Annotated in this window: 15 protein-coding genes and 1 riboswitch; of the genes, 5 read left to right on the forward strand and 10 right to left on the reverse strand. The window is 53.2% G+C overall.

Features of this window, described 5'->3' with window-relative positions:
• The first annotated feature begins 232 nt into the window (after nucleotides 1-232).
• Nucleotides 233-844, forward strand: coding sequence for an FMN-dependent NADH-azoreductase (locus tag ACREYP_RS07480; RefSeq protein ID WP_336817939.1), 612 nt, complete (start codon nucleotides 233-235; stop codon nucleotides 842-844).
• Between the two features lie 65 nt (nucleotides 845-909).
• Here ACREYP_RS07480 and lpxO read toward each other — a convergent pair whose 3' ends face one another.
• From lpxO to ACREYP_RS07500, 4 genes are all read right to left on the reverse strand, one after another.
• The gene (lpxO, locus tag ACREYP_RS07485) at nucleotides 910-1,812 is read right to left on the reverse strand and encodes a lipid A hydroxylase LpxO (protein WP_008455165.1); all 903 of its coding nucleotides are present in this window, start codon (nucleotides 1,810-1,812) and stop codon (nucleotides 910-912) included.
• A gap of 137 nt (nucleotides 1,813-1,949) precedes the next feature.
• The gene (locus ACREYP_RS07490) at nucleotides 1,950-2,885 is read right to left on the reverse strand and encodes a YadA C-terminal domain-containing protein (RefSeq protein ID WP_336817940.1); all 936 of its coding nucleotides are present in this window, start codon (nucleotides 2,883-2,885) and stop codon (nucleotides 1,950-1,952) included.
• 287 nt (nucleotides 2,886-3,172) lie between these two features.
• The gene (locus tag ACREYP_RS07495; RefSeq protein WP_008455161.1) at nucleotides 3,173-3,562 is read right to left on the reverse strand and encodes a DUF943 family protein; all 390 of its coding nucleotides are present in this window, start codon (nucleotides 3,560-3,562) and stop codon (nucleotides 3,173-3,175) included.
• Nucleotides 3,562-4,407, reverse strand: a complete 846-nt coding sequence (locus tag ACREYP_RS07500) for a DUF3289 family protein (RefSeq protein ID WP_336817943.1) — start codon at nucleotides 4,405-4,407, stop codon at nucleotides 3,562-3,564. Before ACREYP_RS07500 ends, ACREYP_RS07495 begins: the two co-directional genes overlap by 1 nt.
• A gap of 857 nt (nucleotides 4,408-5,264) precedes the next feature.
• Nucleotides 5,265-5,361: riboswitch (TPP riboswitch) on the forward strand.
• 38 nt (nucleotides 5,362-5,399) lie between these two features.
• On the opposite strand from ACREYP_RS07500, the gene thiM reads away from it, so the two are divergent.
• The 3 genes from thiM (at nucleotide 5,400) to ACREYP_RS07515 (ending at nucleotide 7,818) form a co-directional block, all read left to right on the forward strand.
• Nucleotides 5,400-6,188: a hydroxyethylthiazole kinase gene (thiM, locus tag ACREYP_RS07505; RefSeq protein ID WP_336817945.1), complete on the forward strand. Its 789-nt coding sequence runs from the start codon at nucleotides 5,400-5,402 to the stop codon at nucleotides 6,186-6,188.
• Complete coding sequence (gene thiD, locus ACREYP_RS07510) at nucleotides 6,185-6,985, forward strand: bifunctional hydroxymethylpyrimidine kinase/phosphomethylpyrimidine kinase (protein ID WP_008455152.1); 801 nt, start codon at nucleotides 6,185-6,187, stop codon at nucleotides 6,983-6,985. The genes thiM and thiD overlap by 4 nt, the downstream gene beginning before the upstream one ends.
• Nucleotides 6,986-7,071: 86 nt before the next feature.
• Nucleotides 7,072-7,818 (forward strand): GntR family transcriptional regulator, encoded by a 747-nt coding sequence (locus ACREYP_RS07515; protein WP_008455149.1) that lies wholly within the window; start codon nucleotides 7,072-7,074, stop codon nucleotides 7,816-7,818.
• On the opposite strand, the gene ACREYP_RS07520 is transcribed toward ACREYP_RS07515, so the two are convergent.
• From ACREYP_RS07520 to ACREYP_RS07530, 3 genes are read right to left on the reverse strand one after another with little or no spacing between them, the layout of a single operon-like run.
• On the reverse strand, nucleotides 7,792-8,772 hold the full coding sequence (locus ACREYP_RS07520; RefSeq protein WP_336818210.1) for a PfkB family carbohydrate kinase: 981 nt from the start codon (nucleotides 8,770-8,772) through the stop codon (nucleotides 7,792-7,794). The genes ACREYP_RS07515 and ACREYP_RS07520 overlap by 27 nt on opposite strands.
• Nucleotides 8,759-9,772: an ADP-ribosylglycohydrolase family protein gene (locus ACREYP_RS07525; RefSeq protein WP_336817946.1), complete on the reverse strand. Its 1,014-nt coding sequence runs from the start codon at nucleotides 9,770-9,772 to the stop codon at nucleotides 8,759-8,761. The genes ACREYP_RS07520 and ACREYP_RS07525 overlap by 14 nt, the downstream gene beginning before the upstream one ends.
• Nucleotides 9,773-9,774: 2 nt before the next feature.
• On the reverse strand, nucleotides 9,775-11,067 hold the full coding sequence (locus tag ACREYP_RS07530) for a nucleoside permease (RefSeq protein ID WP_336818211.1): 1,293 nt from the start codon (nucleotides 11,065-11,067) through the stop codon (nucleotides 9,775-9,777).
• Nucleotides 11,068-11,326: 259 nt separating this feature from the next.
• Between ACREYP_RS07530 and fbaB the strand changes: the two genes are divergently transcribed.
• Nucleotides 11,327-12,379, forward strand: coding sequence for a class I fructose-bisphosphate aldolase (gene fbaB, locus ACREYP_RS07535; RefSeq protein WP_008455139.1), 1,053 nt, complete (start codon nucleotides 11,327-11,329; stop codon nucleotides 12,377-12,379).
• Nucleotides 12,380-12,524: 145 nt separating this feature from the next.
• On the opposite strand, the gene yegS is transcribed toward fbaB, so the two are convergent.
• From yegS to ACREYP_RS07550, 3 genes are all read right to left on the reverse strand, one after another.
• Nucleotides 12,525-13,424, reverse strand: a complete 900-nt coding sequence (yegS, locus tag ACREYP_RS07540; protein ID WP_008455137.1) for a lipid kinase YegS — start codon at nucleotides 13,422-13,424, stop codon at nucleotides 12,525-12,527.
• 250 nt (nucleotides 13,425-13,674) lie between these two features.
• On the reverse strand, nucleotides 13,675-15,036 hold the full coding sequence (trhP, locus tag ACREYP_RS07545) for a prephenate-dependent tRNA uridine(34) hydroxylase TrhP (RefSeq protein WP_008455135.1): 1,362 nt from the start codon (nucleotides 15,034-15,036) through the stop codon (nucleotides 13,675-13,677).
• A gap of 129 nt (nucleotides 15,037-15,165) precedes the next feature.
• Nucleotides 15,166-15,423: a hypothetical protein gene (locus ACREYP_RS07550; protein WP_008455133.1), complete on the reverse strand. Its 258-nt coding sequence runs from the start codon at nucleotides 15,421-15,423 to the stop codon at nucleotides 15,166-15,168.
• Nucleotides 15,424-15,478 lie beyond the last annotated feature (55 nt).

Raw genomic sequence — 15,478 nt, forward strand, 5'->3', positions numbered from 1 at the left:
GGGATGAAGCGCAATATAGCCCTTCGGCATGGGTTTGTCATTGGCGATGATGTATCGGACATGGCGATGGATTGCATCGAAATATAACGGCTATTCGGGTGGGAAAGGCGGTGGCATAGTGGCTGCCATGTCCAGAGAATCTTAAAGATTGAGCACACCTATGTTAACGGCTCTAAAAAAACTCTTAACGCGCTTATCCCCTAAATCAGACTCCATTTCAGAGGCTAAAACGATGTCGACTATCCTGCATATTGATACCAGTGTTCTGGGCGGTTATTCCGTCAGCCGCCAGCTGTCCGCGGAGATTGTTGCCCGCCAGAAAACGCTGCTCCCCGGTGCCACCGTGATTTACCGCGACCTGGTGCAGTCCCCGGCTCAGCACCTGTCCGACAAGCACATTGCCGCTTTCCAGGGCGCGGAAGTGACCGACGCTGAGCTGGGCGCAGACCTCGCGGCCGGTGGGGCGTTTATTGACGACCTGTTCGCCGCAGACGTGATTGTCATTGGCGTGCCGATGTACAACTTTTCTATTCCATCCCAGCTTAAGGCGTGGATCGACCGAGTTTGTGTGGCTGGACGCACCTTCCAGTACGGCGCCAACGGCCCGGAAGGCCTGCTGCCAAAAGGCAAAAAAGTGTTTATCGCTTCTTCGCGCGGCGGCCAGTACACCGGCGACAGCCCGGCGGCATTCCTGGAGCATCAGGAATCCTATTTGAAAGCCGTACTGGGCTTCATTGGCCTGACCGATGTGACCATTATTCGCGCAGAAAACCTGAGCCGTGGCGACGAAGCGAAAAGTGTCGCACTCGCCGATGCGAAAAACCAGATTGCGTCACTGGCCTGATTACGGATAACGGATAACGAGCCCTGGCTATTACTGCAAAGGCTCGTTTATTTCGCGGAGGTGAACTAAAACGCCCGCCAGATAAGCACGGCAATCCCGCCAAACAGGATCCATTTCACGATATAATACACCGTTTTATTCCAGCTTTTTAACTTCTTGCCGACGATACGAATCTGATAGATGTAGCGGAAAGCGCGGTTGATCCCACCGATTCGGTCGTTTTCATCGTTAGGTGCCGACGCGGCGCTCATCAGGTTGCGCCCCAGCCAGTGGTTAACCGCCTGAGCCCAGCGGTAGCGCATCGGTCTTTCCACGTCGCAGAACAGAATCAGGCGATTTTCGCCGCTGGTGTTTTCCGCGTAGTGAATATAGGTTTCATCGAACAGCACGCCTTCACCGTCCCGCCAGCTATAGCGCTTCCCGTCCACTTCAATAAAGCAGCGATCGTCATTCGGGGTCGCAAGTCCAAGGTGAAAACGCAGCGAACCGGCGTACGGATCCCGATGCCTCGGCAGGCGGCTGCCGTCGGGCAGGGTGGCGAACATCGCAGCTTTGATGGAAGGAATGGTGCGCAGCAGTTCGGTGGTTTTCGGGCACAGTATGCTGGCCGACGGGTGGGCGTTTTCATACCATTTCAGGTAAAAGCGCTTCCAGCCTGTTTTAAAGAAGGAGTTGAAACCGGCGTCGTTAAATTTATCCGCGGCTTTTATCTGCTCCATTTGTTGCAGATGCATACCTTCGTCGCGAATCACTTCCCAGTTTTCCCGCAGCGTTGTCAGCTCGGGAAAGGTTTCCGGTGTTAAATAGGGCGTATTCGGCACCCTGGAGAAAAGATACATAAAACCGTTAAGCGGGGCGGTAAACGTGGAATGGTCCGACAGCTGCCGCCAGAAACGAAAGCGAATCTTGCCGCGATAATGCACATAGACCACTGAAATAATAATGATGAGTAAAATAATATATTTCATGTTGTTATCTGACCACTGTGTTTTTTTGCTCATTCCCTGCCGGGCCAAAGCCCCGACTGCCCAAAATGCGCCTTTGAAAAGGCGCTGAAATAGAGCTTAGCAGTGGTTTTAACGAAGTAAATGTTGCCTGGGAAAACTTACCAGCCTACAGATAACCCCGCGCCGTAACCCATATTGTTTTCTGTATCATCACTGACGGTGGCTTTCACAACAACAGCATTTCCGATACGTGTAGAGGCGCCCACGGCTAAAGCATTTTCACCTTCATAGCCGCCAATCCCTGCCCCTATAGCCACGGTTTGATTATTCATCACCTGCGGTATATTGCTCATTGCCATCGCGCCAGAGATACCCGCGTTGGCCTCTTTTTGATTATTGTTAACTTCGTCTTTTAATGCAGAAAATGCATTATTTAATTTGGCTATCGATAGGCTGTTGGCCTGAATCAGGCGGGTATTATTTTCTGCATGTTCCGTATTTAAAGAAATATTGTTAGCGTTAGTGGATACGCGTGCCTGCGTTGCCGTATCAAGTTTCGTTTCGGCGGTTATCAGGCCATTTTTGCCATTTTTGCCATTTGTTCCGTTTTTACCATCTACACTGTTTTTAACCTGAGACTGGACATATTCGATCATCGCTTTGTCTTTGGCTGCCTGGTGGTCGGCATCTGTCAGCGGGCTGTCCAGGTGTGAACTTTTATCGGCTGTGGACGGTACAACCGGATCCATAATTATCGCCGTTGAAGGGGTAAGCGTGCTGGCGACGATTGAGTGGGGAGCATCGAGATGCGGCGGAACGGGCTCTGAATGATTCCCGTCCATATGCGGGGTCGTCACCGTCCCACTCACAAAATCGCTGGTATAGTTTGTCTGATGGGCGCGATCGTAATCCCGTACAGCCTGCTGCTGCGACGCATCCATACTTTCAAAACTGGCCTTTGCTTCCTGCCAGGTAATAGATTTATTCACCATATTATTATAGAAGTCGCTTACCACATCAGCCCTGGCTGAAGTCGAAAGGACCAAAATACCAAACACCAAAGCCATTGATTGACCAAAGTTAAAGGATTTCATATTTCTCTCACCATAAATAAATTGAACGTTCCAATGCATTATTGAGTGCACTAATAACGGTGATGAACTATTCCGAAATGTGACAATACAATCCTTGATCTAAATCATAAGAAAATTCTTGGTGGAGAGTGTTTAAAAGCGATAAAACAGGCCGTTCACATTCATTATTTGCGCTGGTGCCAGGCTGCTCACACCGCTGTTACAATCGGGGTGAAAAGGGGTAAGGCGCTTACGTTTGAAAGTGCAGTTACTCGCGGGCCGCTTGATGGCAGAAGGGCGTGGAGCGGCTAAAAGTCATAGCTTGTGCTGCCATCGCGTTCACGCCAGATCTGCATGATAATATTTTTATCAATACAGTTTTTAGGTGGCTTTACATCCTTAAAGCATAATCGATCTTCTTTTCCTTCTTCCTGATAACCATCACCGAAAGCAAACACAGAAATAAGAAATGGGCCAGCCTTACCAGAAGGGATATGATATTGCTCTCTAATCTGGTTCTGATTGCGTTCCCACCAATGAATTTTTGCCGACTCAGTGAACGGCAGTCTATCAACGAGGATTACGGCAGTACTTCCATTGTAATGAGCGCCCTTAATCATCGCATTTCTATTACCTAAGACGTAATAACCACCATAACCCAATAAGGTTACCAGGATCAGAATTGTAAATATACGCATCAGCGTTTTCCTTCTATGTCGATCACTGCTTCCATATTTGTTAAAAATGGTTTAAAGCCAAATCGACTAAATCGCTGTAATACAAACCATATTTTAAAAAACTGGAATTGGTTGAATTTTTTCTTTCTTATGTCATCAACATCTAGCCCAAAATGGTCTTGCCCTGTAAATTTAACTCTTGATTTCCAACCGGAATCGTTCACATCAAAACTTATTATATCTATTTTTGTTGCGTAAACATCATGAACGGTGATCCCCATTCCGTTGATCTTATCATGTATAGGTGAGTTGAACTTAGGAAGAATAGATATTTCAATTGCAGCTTCAAGGTCTTTCAACCTATCTTGAGGGAATCCTTTATTTTGATAATCAACAAGTAACCCAATAGATTTTCGCATGTAAGTTACTGTGTTTTTTGTAGAATAATTAGAGTGCAATTTATGGCTATATGCAGCATTTAAGTGCTCATCATTAAACGGCGTTCCAGATGAACGGTAAAAATGCCTTAGCATTTGATTAATCAAATATTTGTACGGACCTATACAAGAATACGGAAGAGATGTTTTTAGCATTTCTTCAAAAAGTAGTTTTGCACATTCTTGAATGCTTACAGTCCCGGAGTTATGCTTTCCACCGTATACGCCTGCAAATCTTGATTGGGGGTTATCGAACGCGGTAAGCCTGGTTAATGTGTAGGGGTCTACGACATTTGATACGTTTGTTAACCCAAACTCTCTTTTTAATCTGCCTTCTGACATATCGCCGTAACGCATATCATTAGCACTATAATCATTAAAAGGTTTAAGTGTAGTAAATACAGTTTTTGGAAATACAACATTAGCCATGTGGGGTGTTCCTTTCCCTTAAAAATATTAATAAAGATATAATAGCACTGGCGAAAATCTGTGCAATTATTTAGATGGTGAATGAATTTGTGCGGTTTATTGATTTTGAAAATGAAAAAGCACGATATAGCAGAGGGTTAAACAGTCGCCTCAGGACTGTTTCAGTAACGCAGCCAGCACGCCGACGATGCGGGCTTCAGGATCCTGCTCGCGTTTTGGCTGCGTTGCCGATCTGCGCATTGGCACGGCCCAGAGCTGGAGGTACTTTTTCCATCTTGGTGCTGACGATATTAATTTTCTTGAACCTAATATCGACGATCGGACACTGCCCGGTTTGCCCGTCATTTCGGGTAATCTCGACAAGGTTCATTATGGGTTCAGCGATGAATTCGGAGTGCATGTTATATTCCAGTTGATTGATAATGAAATTTTAAAAATTATTGATCAATAATAGAAATCAATAATAGAAATCAATAATAGAAATCAATAATAGAAATCAATAATAGAAATCAATAATAGAAATCAATAATAGAAATCAATAACTAAATAATTATCTATAAAAACGGTCAATGCATATAATTGATTTGATAATTTATTTTTAAGATTATTCTTGTAATTTCTGAGGCTAAACGGTTTTCTTCTTCACATTCAGATCTATGGATTTAAAAACAACAACGAAAACGACAACTGAACGAGGCTGGAGCAATCCGGTTTTTTTGTCGTTTGGCTGTGGGATACAGCGAGAGTCGCGATACCGCGCACATGCCGTTTTTGAGGGGGTTGCGGCTTTGGCTTTCCGCTGGCATGATCCAGAACAGGGATTAACGGGACGTTAATCGCAAGCTTTTGATTTTGATTTAAATGACTCGGGGTGCCCTTCTTTGTGAAGGCTGAGAAATACCCGTACCACCTGATCTGGATAATGCCAGCGTAGGGAAGTCAGATGCCTGTCCGGCGTCCCTTCTTTCACGCCGGACAGGAGCCTTACCGTTATGCAACCTGACCTGCTACCCGGCGCAACCGCCGCCTCTGTTTTACACCACCTCCGTCAGTATTCGCCGCTGGTTCACTGCATGACCAATGACGTAGTGCAAACCTTTACCGCTAACGTGCTGCTGGCGCTTGGGGCTGCCCCGGCGATGGTGATTGAAGCCGAAGAAGCGGCACAATTTAGCGGGCTTGCCAGCGCGCTGCTGATCAACATCGGCACCCTGACTTCAGAACGCGCGACGGCGATGCTGGCTGCTATTCACGCCGCCAATAGCGCCGAAACGCCGTGGGCACTAGACCCGGTCGCCGTGGGTGGTTTGGCTTTCCGCACGCGCTTCGCTCGCGAAATTATTCAACTGAAACCAGCCGCCATTCGCGGTAATGCGTCTGAAATCATGGCGTTGGCAGGGGAGCAGGCCGGAGGCCGTGGCGTAGACAGCACCGATGATGCACTTTCGGCGATCCCGGCGGCGCAAAAACTGGCGCGCGAAACCGGTGCAGTGGTTGCCGTAACCGGAGAAACTGATTACGTCACCGATGGCGAACGAACGTTTGCCGTGACCGGCGGGGGAGAACTCATGACGCGTGTGGTCGGCACCGGCTGCGCGCTTTCCGCCGTGGTTGCTGCGTGCTGTGCTTTACCGGGAGACAGGCTGGACAACGTCGCCAGCGCCTGCCGCTTTATGTCGCTTGCCGGCGAGCAGGCCATCGCCGCCAGCCGTGGGCCGGGCAGTTTTACCCCAGCCTTCCTCGACGCCCTTTATCTGCTTAACGCGGAGGGGCTGGCATGAAACGCATCAACGCATTAACTATTGCCGGAACCGATCCAAGCGGTGGCGCGGGGATCCAGGCCGATCTGAAAACTTTCTCCGCGCTCGGCGCTTACGGCACAAGCGTGATCACTGCGCTGGTGGCGCAGAATACCCGTGGCGTGCAGTCCGTTTATCGTATTGAGCCTGAGTTTGTGGCGGCGCAGCTGGATTCGGTATTGAGCGATGTGCGCATCGACACCACAAAAATTGGCATGCTGGCAGAGGCCGATATCGTTGAAGCCGTCGCAGAGCGACTGGCGTTCTATAAGGTACCAAACGTGGTGCTGGACACGGTGATGCTGGCGAAAAGCGGCGATCCGCTGCTGGCCCCGTCGGCGGTGGAAAGCTTACGTCGGAAGCTATTGCCGCATGTCGCGCTGATCACGCCCAATCTCCCTGAAGCGGCAGCGCTGCTGGATGCGCCCCACGCGCGCAGTGAAAAAGAGATGCGCGAACAGGGTGAAGCGCTGCTGGCAATGGGCTGCGAGGCTGTGCTGATGAAAGGCGGGCACCTCGACGACGCAGAAAGCCCGGACTGGCTATTTACTCGCCACGATGTCCAGCGCTTTACCGCGCCGCGCGTGCAAACAAAAAACACCCACGGCACCGGCTGCACTTTATCTGCCGCGCTGGCTGCGCTCCGCCCCCGCCATGACGACTGGGCGCAAACCGTGGCTGCCGCAAAAATCTGGTTGTCGAAGGCGCTGGCTCAGGCGGATTCGCTGGAGGTCGGGCACGGTATCGGCCCGGTACATCATTTTCACGAATGGTGGTAACTGTCGGTTAAGAGAGAAGTTTTTAGCCAGCGTAATACCAGTGGTACTATACTGGCTTCATCTTCCCTGCCGGACAATTGCGTACCATGGAACAGGCTCATCACCAGTTAGTTGAACAGCTCAAACAGCGCTTTTCCGCTCCGGATAACGCTCCTCTGTACCTCAGGTTTGCCGAAACGGTGAAAAACGCCGTGCGCGCGGGCCTGTTGCCGCAGGGCAATATCCTGCCGGGGGAGCGCGATCTCAGCCAGCTCACGGGTGTGTCACGCATTACCGTGCGCAAGGCGATGCAGGCGCTGGAAGATGACGGCGTGGTGACGCGTTCGCGCGGCTACGGGACGCAAATTAATGCGACGTTTGAGTATTCGCTGAAAGAGGCCAGGGGCTTTTCGCAGCAGGTTGTGCTTCGGGGTAAAAAGCCAAATACGCTGTGGGTGAACAAACGCGTGGTGAAATGCCCGGCAGACGTGGCTGAACAGCTCGCGATCCCGGCGGAAAGCGAGGTTTTCCTGCTCAAGCGCATTCGCTACGTGGATGAAGATGCGGTGTCTATCGAAGAGTCTTACGTGCCGACCGGGCTGATTGCCGACCCGGATGAGATTGGCGTTTCGCTGTACGACTACTTCCGCAGCCAGAACATTATTCCTCAGCGCACCCGCAGCCGGGTCAGCGCCAGAATGCCGGACAGCGAATTCCAGTCACACATCAAACTGGAAACGCCGGTGCCGGTTTTGGTCATCAAACAGGTGGCGTTCGACCCGCACAACCGGCCCATCGAGTACAGCATCAGCCATTGCCGCAGCGACTTATACGTTTTCGTCTGCGAGGAGTAAGGTTTGCTCGAGCTGCGCGAGTTTTGGCGCGCAGTCCCCGCCCCGGTGGCCGACCACGTAGCTGGCTACCGCATTCCCGAGGCAGACTGCTTCTTCCAGGCTCCAGCCTGCCGCCAGGCCCGCAATTGTGCCGCCCGCATGGCTGTCGCCCGCGCCGATGGTATCCACGACGGTAGTCGGGAAGGGCGCAGCGATCCCTATGTTATCGCCGGCCGCAAACCACGCGCCGTCCTTATCTAAACGAACGATTAGCGGGCTGCCGTAGCGGGTGAGCCATGCACGGCAAATCGCTTCAATATTTTCCGCTTCCACTTCAAGCCATTCGGCAACAATCGCCGCTTCCTGACGGTTGAGCGAAACAATCGGTTTGCAGGCCATAATCCGCGCCAGTAGCGGCTGCGGGATATCCGCGATACGCGGGCCAAAGTCGATGAACGGGGTAATTTCCTGCAGCGACTCCAGCCAGCCAACGAGCAGTTCCGCACACGGCCCGGCAAGCTGGTAGCCAGAGAGCGAGAGCAGGCTACCTGGCGGGATGGTCAGGCCGTCAAGCCAGGTCTGATTCCACTGATGCTCGACGCCGCGAAACGACATAAAGGTGCGTTCGCCGTCGGGTTCGACCAGTGCCAGGCACCAGCCATTGTCTCCCGTATCGGTGTGGATCTCGCTGCGGATGTGCTGTTTTTCCAGGCTGTTGCGAATAATGTCGGCCCAGGTGCCCTGGCCAATTGGCAGCGCGTTCTGCGAGTCAATGCCGAGGCGCGAAAGCGTGATGGCGATGTTCAGCGCGCAGCCGCCAATGTTCACGCCCTGCTGATGCAGTTCGATATCGCAGCCGCGCCACGGGAGGGCGTAGGCGTCGGCGATGACGTCAATCACCGCCGAACCGAGCACGCAAACCGGGCGTTGAGCCTGCAGCTGGGGCAGTTTGCTCAGCAGTTCATTTGGCTTCATGGCTGGCCTCTCTTTGCTGGCGATAGGCCATAAAGATGCGGCTGTAGCGCGTGAAGTCGAGCTGGTTCTCTTCATCCAGCTCCTGTTTCAGCGCCGGGTCGATGCTTTCCACGCCGTTCAGCGCGCCGCAGATAGCGGTGGCCATAGCGCCGATGGTGTCGGTGTCTCCGCCGAGATTGGCGCACAGGATGGCGCAGCGGTTAGGGTCGGTTTTCGCCAGTTCGACCATCGCAATCGCCGCCGGTACCGACTCAACGGTGCTGGTACCGGTGCCGACCAGCTGGTAAATCTCTTCCATGGCGGATTCGGTACCGCGCGCTTTTCTTGCCACGCTCAGCGCTAATTCCAGGCGTGCCGCGAGGGACGCGCTAAATGTCGTGATGCGTTTTTCCTGCGCGTGGCGGGCGATGGAGGGCAGCTCATCGCAAATTGTGGCCCAGCTTGCGCCGTCGATAGCGCGGGAAATGGCCCAGGCAATAACGACTGCCCCGGCAATGGCCAGATCTGATTTGTGCGTCGGGCTCGAAGCTAACGCGACCTCGTCCACAAACTCATCGAGATTGGCCGTGGGCAGCAGGCAGCCAAGCGGGGAGGCACGCATCGCCGCCCCGTTGGTTACGCCGTTGTTTTCCAGCTCGCTTACCGGCGTGCCTTGTTTAATCGCATTCAGGGCTATTTTCGACGTCGGGCCGAGCACGTTTTTGTTAAACGCGTCGAACCCTTCTGCCCACGCCAGAATATGGCGGCCAATGGCGTCCGGGTTGATAACCCCGTGGTGCTCGATGATGGCGTCCGCCAGCGCCAGCGCCATTGAGGTGTCATCGGTAAACTTAGCGCGGGCAAAATAACAGGCGGCGTTGTTTTCTGCCGGACCCGGCAGGAACTTGTCTATCCAGCCGAAGTGGGCCTTCACCCGCGAGCGCGGCCACAGTTCGGACGGCATCCCCATCGCATCACCTAACATCTGGCCGTAAAAGGCTCCCAGAATACGATTTTCCATTGTTACGCTTCCTTTAATACTTTTTCAGATTCATCACCGGCAACGGCGATGGCAGCAATCTCTTTGTCCGACTCGCGGAAGAAGACCATGAACAGCACGGCGATGACGGCAATCATTATTGCGCCAAAGCCCCACATCCCCGCCCAGTTAAAGGTCTGACCGTTCACCGGTGAGGAGTAAGCAAACATTTTTTCCATCATTTTGCCGCCAAGGCTGTAGCCCAGCAGGCTGCCGAAGCCCTGGCAGCAAAGGGTGATCAGCCCCTGCGCCGCGGTGCGCATGTACACCGGGGATTTCTTGTCTACGTAAATGTAGGCGGTGACGTAGTAGAAGTCGTAGCTCACGCCGTGCAGCAGAATGCCGAGGAACAGCAGGCCGTAAGTGAACAGGTGCGACGCGTCGCCGTACACAAAGAAGCCGTAGCGGATGGCGGCGGTGATCAGACCCAGCAGCAGAACCTTTTTAATACCAAAGCGCTTAGTGAAGAACGGCAGCGCCAGCATAAAGAAGATTTCCGAGAACTGGCCAAGCGTCATCCAGCCCGTGGCGTTGTGCATCCCGACTTCGGTCAGATAGCCGTTGGCGAAGATGTAGTAGAACGCCAGCGGCATCGCAAACAGGAAGGAACAGAAGAAGAAGACCAGGAAGTTTTTGTCCTTCAGCAGCACCAGCGCGTCCAGGCCCAGCATCACCTTCAGGCTGAGCTTGCCGGTGCTTTTCGGCGGCGTGTTCGGCAGGAACAAAGCGAATACGCCTAACACAACCGAGCTGATGGCGGTGATCAGCAGCGGCACGTTGGTTGGCGAGATATCGCTAAAGCCCATTATCTGCGGCAGGAAGCCACACACGATCCCGGAGGCAATCCAGCCGATGGTGCCCATCACGCGAATACGCGGGAAATCACGCTCCACGTCGTCGACGTTGGAAAACGCGATGCTGTTGGTCAGCGCGATGGTCGGCATATAGGTGAGCGAGTAAGCCAGCAGTAACGGGAAGAAATAGACAAACTCCGTTTGCTGGGCGGCCAGATACATCAGCCCGGCGCCGACAAACATCAGCAGCGCCAGTACTTTTTGTGCGGCAAAGAAGCGGTCGGTCAGCGAGCCGACCAGAATAGGAGACAGAATAGCAGCGATGGCGGTGCAGGCGTAGGACCAGCCGATTTCACCGGCGGTAAAACCACTTTTGTTGAGGAACAGCCACAGGGGCACAAACCAGGCGCCCCAGATAAACCATTCCATAAACATCATGAACGAAAGGCTAATCGTTGTACGTTTCATGCTCAGGACCTTCATGACAGGTGTAGGGTGTGCCTTAACCATACCAATTAATAATACCTTTTAAATACCTTTGCGTCGATTCTATGATCGCCTTTGCAAAAATAGCCGGGGTGGCCACCTGGCTTTACTCCTGGAAAGGAGGCAAAAGTGCGCTTGAACTGGCAAATCCCCGCCGTCGGTACCAGGCTTAGTGCGGCCGGTTTTTTCGACCCGGCAGAACAGGATTCTTCATGCGCAGCGGGCAGGGGGCTCGCTGCCTTTACGGGAGCGTATTATGACTGATATTGCGCAGTTGCTTGGCAAAGATGCCGACGGCTTGTTACAGCATCGTTGTATGACTATTCCGGCAGACCAGCTTTATCTGCCCGGCTCGGACTACGTTGACAGGGTGATGGTAGACAACAATCGCCCGCCTGCGGTGCTGCGAAACATGCAGACGTTGTACAACACCGGGCGTCTGGCTGGGACTGGCTACCTCTCTATTCTTCCCGTCGATCAGGGCGTTGAACACTCGGCGGGGGCTTCTTTCGCCGCGAACCCGCTCTACTTCGATCCGAAAAACATCGTTGAACTGGCCATCGAGGCAGGCTGTAACTGCGTGGCTTCTACCTATGGCGTACTGGCCTCGGTTTCACGCCGCTATGCCCACCGCATTCCGTTCCTGGTGAAGCTTAATCACAATGAGACGTTGAGCTACCCGACCACCTACGACCAGACGCTGTATGCCAGCGTAGAGCAGGCCTTCAACATGGGCGCCGTTGCTGTCGGGGCCACGATTTACTTTGGTTCACCGGAATCCCGCCGCCAGATTGAAGAGATCTCCGCCGCCTTTGAGCGTGCGCATGAACTTGGCCTGGTCACCGTGCTTTGGGCCTATCTGCGTAACTCCGCATTTAAAAAAGACGGGGTGGATTATCACGTCAGCGCCGACTTAACCGGGCAGGCTAACCACCTGGCGGCGACTATCGGGGCCGATATCGTGAAGCAAAAAATGGCGGAGAATAACGGCGGCTATAAAGCGGTAAACTTTGGCTATACCGACGAAAAAGTTTACAGCAAGCTGACCACCGACAACCCTATCGACCTGGTGCGCTACCAGTTGGCTAACTGCTATATGGGCCGCGCCGGCCTTATCAACTCCGGCGGTGCCGCAGGCGGTGAAACTGACCTGGCAGATGCGGTGCGTACGGCGGTGATCAACAAACGTGCGGGCGGTATGGGGCTGATTCTGGGGCGCAAAGCGTTCAAGAAATCAATGGCCGACGGCGTGAAGCTGATCAACGCCGTGCAGGATGTTTACCTGAATGAGAAAGTGACCATCGCTTAAGCTCTGTTGAGTAAGGTTATAAGGCCCTCTTTTATGAGGGCTTTTTTATGCGGATTTTTATACTGTGGCATTATTACCCTCACCCTCACCCTCACCCTAACCCTCTCCCTGGAAGGGAGAGGGGAAAAGGCTTCACCGTGCTGGCTTACCCCAATAGCGGGCAATTAGGCGGTAAACGACAGGCCAGCGCATTCGGATGCACTTCAATGCGAAAATGCCGTCCGCTCAGCGGTTCCCCGTCCAGGTTAAAGGTAATATCGTGCGGGGCCGAAATCTCAAACCAGGCCGATTTCCCTTCAATAATGTTTGGGTTTTCATCCGGGCGCGTGAGCGTAGTCAACAGCGCAGGAAGCAGGTCTTCACCGGTGAAAATCCGTAGATCAAGCAGCCCGTCGTTGATCAACGCCTCCGGGCAAAGCTGTTGCCCGCCGCCGGCCTGGCAACCGTTACCGATGCCGATCACTAATGCGTCGCCCTGCCAGCTAAAGCCTTCTCCGCGAATGTCGCAGCGATCCGGTTTGAGCATGTCCATGCGCATTAAACCGTGAATAAAGTATGAGACGCCGCCAAGCGCTGCTTTGAGTTTTTCTGGCGTTTCGGTGGTGATGCGTGTGCCAAATCCGCCGGTCGCCATGTTGATGAAGAAGGCTTCATCGTTGACCTGCACCAGGTCGATATTGGCGGCTTTGCCAAACAGCGCGAGCCGCAGCGCTTTTTCAAAGTCCTCAGGAATACCGACGCTGGTGGCAAAGTCGTTGGCCGTCCCCAGCGGGAGAATGCCCAATGCCGGGCGGCTGTCCGGAGAAAGCTTCGCGAGGCAGGTGGCAATCTCATTGATTGTGCCGTCACCGCCGCCGGCAACCACGGTGTCTACGCCTAGGCTCAGGGCTTCGTCAATGTAACGTTCGGCATCACCTTTTTCCCAGGTCACCCTGATATGCAAGGTGTAACCTTCCTCACGCAGCGTATGCACGGCCTCGCGCAGCTGTGGGTTACCGGCGCCTTTACCGTTCAGAATCAAAAATGAATGCGGGGATCTCTCCATGACTTACCTCAGAAAAGTGAGCATTATCAAAGTGTAGAGCAAAGTGGGCGCGGGGGAGTAAGAACTGGCTGAATCAGCGGAAAAAAGAAAGCCTGCGCAAGGGAGATTGCGCAGGCCAAGGAGGTGGTTCCTGGTACAGCTAGCATTTATGGGTTATGTTTTTCAGCTTGCGGATAATAACGTTATCTTGTGTAACCGTATGTGATCGGTTTCTAAGAATGCTCTTAGCGCGAAAAATAACCCTAATTCACTAGTTTGCGTGCGGTTTACGGGTTGTCTGACCAGAGAGATTGCGCATCAGTAGAGCATAATCCAGCGCTATCTCCTGAGGTACAGGCATCCATACGGTATGACCGTCGCCCGGAGCCACGTCTATCGGCTGGGATTTGCCGTTTTCCAGCGTTTCCAGCGTAAAGGTGATATTCCCCTGCGGGGTCATCATTTCCAGACTGTCGCCCAGCAGGAATTTGTTTTTCACCGCCACGGCCGCCAGATCACCCCGGCGTTCGCCGGTAAACTCGCCCACAAACTGCTGGCTCTCGGAAATGGAGTGCCCGTACTCGTAATTCTGATGGCTGTCGTGGGTATGTCGGCGCAGGAATCCTTCGGTATAGCCACGGTGGGCCAGGCCTTCCAGCGTTTGCAGCAGCGTAGGGTCGAACGGCTTGCCCGCTGCGGCGTCGTCAATGGCGCGACGATACACCTGCGCGGTACGTGCGCAGTAGTAGTAGGACTTAGTACGGCCTTCGATTTTCAGCGAGTGCACGCCCATTTTTGTCAGGCGCTCCACGTGCTCAATGGCGCGCAGATCTTTCGAGTTCATGATGTAGGTGCCGTGCTCGTCTTCGAAAGCGGTCATGTATTCGCCTGGACGTTTGGCTTCTTCCACCATAAACACTTTGTCCGTTGGGGCGCCGACGCCAAGCGTAGGCTCAACGTTTTGCACCGGAATTGGCTCGTGCACGTGGACGATATTGCCGATGTCGTCTTCTTTGCCTTCCTGAACCTTATATTCCCAGCGGCAGGCGTTGGTGCAGGTTCCCTGGTTAGGATCTCGCTTGTTGATATAGCCGGAGAGCAGGCAGCGGCCCGAATACGCCATGCACAGTGCGCCGTGGACGAAGATCTCCAGCTCCATTTCTGGAACCTGTTCGCGAATTTCGGCGATTTCTTCCAGCGACAGCTCGCGGGAAAGAATCACGCGCGTCAGCCCCATTTGCTTCCAGAACTTCACTGTCGCCCAGTTAACGGCGTTAGCCTGCACGGAGAGGTGAACGTCCATTTCCGGGAACGCCTCGCGCACCATCATGATTAGCCCTGGATCGGACATGATCAGCGCATCCGGGCCCATGTCGATAACCGGCTTAAGGTCGCGAATAAAGGTTTTGAGCTTGGCGTTATGCGGGGCAATGTTCACCACCACGTAGAATTTTTTACCCAGCGCGTGGGCTTCGTTGATCCCTAGCTGGAGGTTTTCGTGGTTGAATTCGTTATTGCGCACGCGCAGTGAATAGCGCGGCTGGCCAGCGTAGACGGCGTCTGCACCGTAGGCGAAAGCGTAACGCATGTTTTTCAGCGTTCCCGCCGGGGAGAGGAGTTCCGGTTTAAACATGAAGTTCTCGTTCTGATATCAGGTCAGAACCGCTCCATCTGGTGAAGCGGCTAAAGTCGAGTGGATTACCACAATTTAAGGGCGGGAATTGTAGCGCCGTGAGGCTGGGGAGTAAACCGTCTTGCGGATTCAGGCGATGAGCGGGATACCGACAAAAAGGAGCGACGCGAAGGCAATATTCTCCGTGTACTCTTTCAGTGCTTCGGTATTTTCTTTGAAATGCGCGATGAACTTGTCGAGCGCGGCGGCTTCATCCGTCGCCAGTATCTCGAAGCCAATTTTTTTAAATCCATCAGCGGCCAACTCTTTTTTCTCTTCCACACCAAGAGATGCCTTCGGGTAGATATTGAAAGCAATATCCCGGCTATAGAAAACATACTTTTCCACGACAACCTCCTTGCAGGGAAGACGCCGGTCAATGTTGACCGGCCTGTGTTCTATC

Origin of the sequence: Enterobacter sp. TMH.L2, from assembly GCF_050847315.1 — a bacterium.
Lineage (GTDB): Bacteria > Pseudomonadota > Gammaproteobacteria > Enterobacterales > Enterobacteriaceae > Cedecea.

What these genes read in the sequence shown, in the direction of transcription:
- ACREYP_RS07480 (WP_336817939.1), top strand. Translation starts at nt 233, where the DNA reads ATGTCGACTATCCTGCATATTGATACCAGTGTTCTGGGCGGTTATTCC.
- lpxO (WP_008455165.1), bottom strand. Translation starts at nt 1,812, where the DNA reads ATGAAATATATTATTTTACTCATCATTATTATTTCAGTGGTCTATGTG.
- ACREYP_RS07490 (WP_336817940.1), bottom strand. Translation starts at nt 2,885, where the DNA reads ATGAAATCCTTTAACTTTGGTCAATCAATGGCTTTGGTGTTTGGTATT.
- ACREYP_RS07495 (WP_008455161.1), bottom strand. Translation starts at nt 3,562, where the DNA reads ATGCGTATATTTACAATTCTGATCCTGGTAACCTTATTGGGTTATGGT.
- ACREYP_RS07500 (WP_336817943.1), bottom strand. Translation starts at nt 4,407, where the DNA reads ATGGCTAATGTTGTATTTCCAAAAACTGTATTTACTACACTTAAACCT.
- thiM (WP_336817945.1), top strand. Translation starts at nt 5,400, where the DNA reads ATGCAACCTGACCTGCTACCCGGCGCAACCGCCGCCTCTGTTTTACAC.
- thiD (WP_008455152.1), top strand. Translation starts at nt 6,185, where the DNA reads ATGAAACGCATCAACGCATTAACTATTGCCGGAACCGATCCAAGCGGT.
- ACREYP_RS07515 (WP_008455149.1), top strand. Translation starts at nt 7,072, where the DNA reads ATGGAACAGGCTCATCACCAGTTAGTTGAACAGCTCAAACAGCGCTTT.
- ACREYP_RS07520 (WP_336818210.1), bottom strand. Translation starts at nt 8,772, where the DNA reads ATGAAGCCAAATGAACTGCTGAGCAAACTGCCCCAGCTGCAGGCTCAA.
- ACREYP_RS07525 (WP_336817946.1), bottom strand. Translation starts at nt 9,772, where the DNA reads ATGGAAAATCGTATTCTGGGAGCCTTTTACGGCCAGATGTTAGGTGAT.
- ACREYP_RS07530 (WP_336818211.1), bottom strand. Translation starts at nt 11,067, where the DNA reads ATGAAGGTCCTGAGCATGAAACGTACAACGATTAGCCTTTCGTTCATG.
- fbaB (WP_008455139.1), top strand. Translation starts at nt 11,327, where the DNA reads ATGACTGATATTGCGCAGTTGCTTGGCAAAGATGCCGACGGCTTGTTA.
- yegS (WP_008455137.1), bottom strand. Translation starts at nt 13,424, where the DNA reads ATGGAGAGATCCCCGCATTCATTTTTGATTCTGAACGGTAAAGGCGCC.
- trhP (WP_008455135.1), bottom strand. Translation starts at nt 15,036, where the DNA reads ATGTTTAAACCGGAACTCCTCTCCCCGGCGGGAACGCTGAAAAACATG.